1 protein-coding gene is annotated in these 1,191 nt (G+C 66.9%); it reads right to left on the bottom strand.

Annotated features, from left to right (window positions below):
• Window positions 1-1,191: N-acetylmuramoyl-L-alanine amidase (locus tag AB0B91_RS66290; protein ID WP_358343310.1), on the bottom strand; the 1,191-nt coding region annotated here is incomplete at both ends.

Here is a 1,191-nt window from a genome sequence, read left to right as displayed (position 1 = left end):
GACGCGGGGTTTTTCGTTGCCGACGGCGAAGAGGTCGTGCCATTTCTGGGGGGTGCCGAACGAGGATCCGTTGGAGAGGGCGATGATGACGTCGGCGGCGGTGTTGGGGCCTTGGGTGAAGGTGATGATGTCGTCGCGGCCGTCGCCGTTGACGTCGCCGAGGGCGGGGTGTTCGCCGGGGATGGAGAAGTAGTCGTGCCATTTGACGGCGGTGCCGGTGAAGCTGGTGCCGGTGGAGAGGGCGACGTAGACGTCGGCGTTGTTGTCGTGGGTGAAGGTGATGATGTCGTCTTTGCCGTCGCCGTTGACGTCGCCGATGGCGGCGACTTCGTTGTGGGGGGCGAACCAGTCGTGCCATTTTTGGCTGGCGTTGAAGCTGGTGCCGGTGGAGGTGGAGACGTAGACGTCGGCGAGGGTGCCGTGGGTGAAGGCGACGATGTCGTCGCGTCCGTCGCCGTTGAAGTCTCCGGTGAGGAGGGTTTCGCCGTTGAGGCCGAAGAAGTCGTTCCATTTGTTGGAGGTGCCGGCGAAGGTGGTGCCGGTGGAGGTGGAGACGTAGACGTCGTTGAGGTTGCCGTGGGTGAAGGCGACGATGTCGTCCTTGCCGTCGCCGGTGAAGTCCGTGGGCGAACCCGCCAGATACCGACCACCGGATCCGCCACCGGCGTTGACCAGGGAGACGTAGTGGTTCCAGTTCCAGTGGGGACCGGGATCGGTGTGGTCGTTGCCCGGCATCTCGTGGTGGCCCTTGATCGCGGTGCGGTTCTTCGGCAGGCCGTACTTGTCACACAGGTAGCGGGTCAGCGCCGCCGACGAGCGGTACATGCTCTCGGTGAACCAACTCGGGTTATCGACGTAGCCCTCGTGCTCGATGCCCACGGAGTACGGGTTGGCCGAGCGCGCGTGGTAGGCGGTGTCGCCCTCGCGCACCATCTGGGTGATCTCGCCGTTGCTCGACTTCACGACGTAGTGCGCGCTCACCCCCGCCGACGGGTTCTGGAACCAGCTGATCGTGCCGGCGTACGAGCCCTGGGTCACGTGCACCACCACCGTGGTGATCCGCGAGGAGCGGCCCGTCGCGTAGTTGCCGCCGTACGCCGAGATCCACCGGGCCGGCGCGTACTCGGGCACCGCCGCGGCGAGGGCGGCCGGTGCGGCCGTGCCGGCGGGGGCGACGCGGGCGTACCGGCC

The organism is Nonomuraea sp. NPDC049141 (assembly GCF_040648415.1).
GTDB lineage: Bacteria > Actinomycetota > Actinomycetes > Streptosporangiales > Streptosporangiaceae > Nonomuraea.
This window is presented reverse-complemented; position numbering and strand designations above follow the sequence as displayed.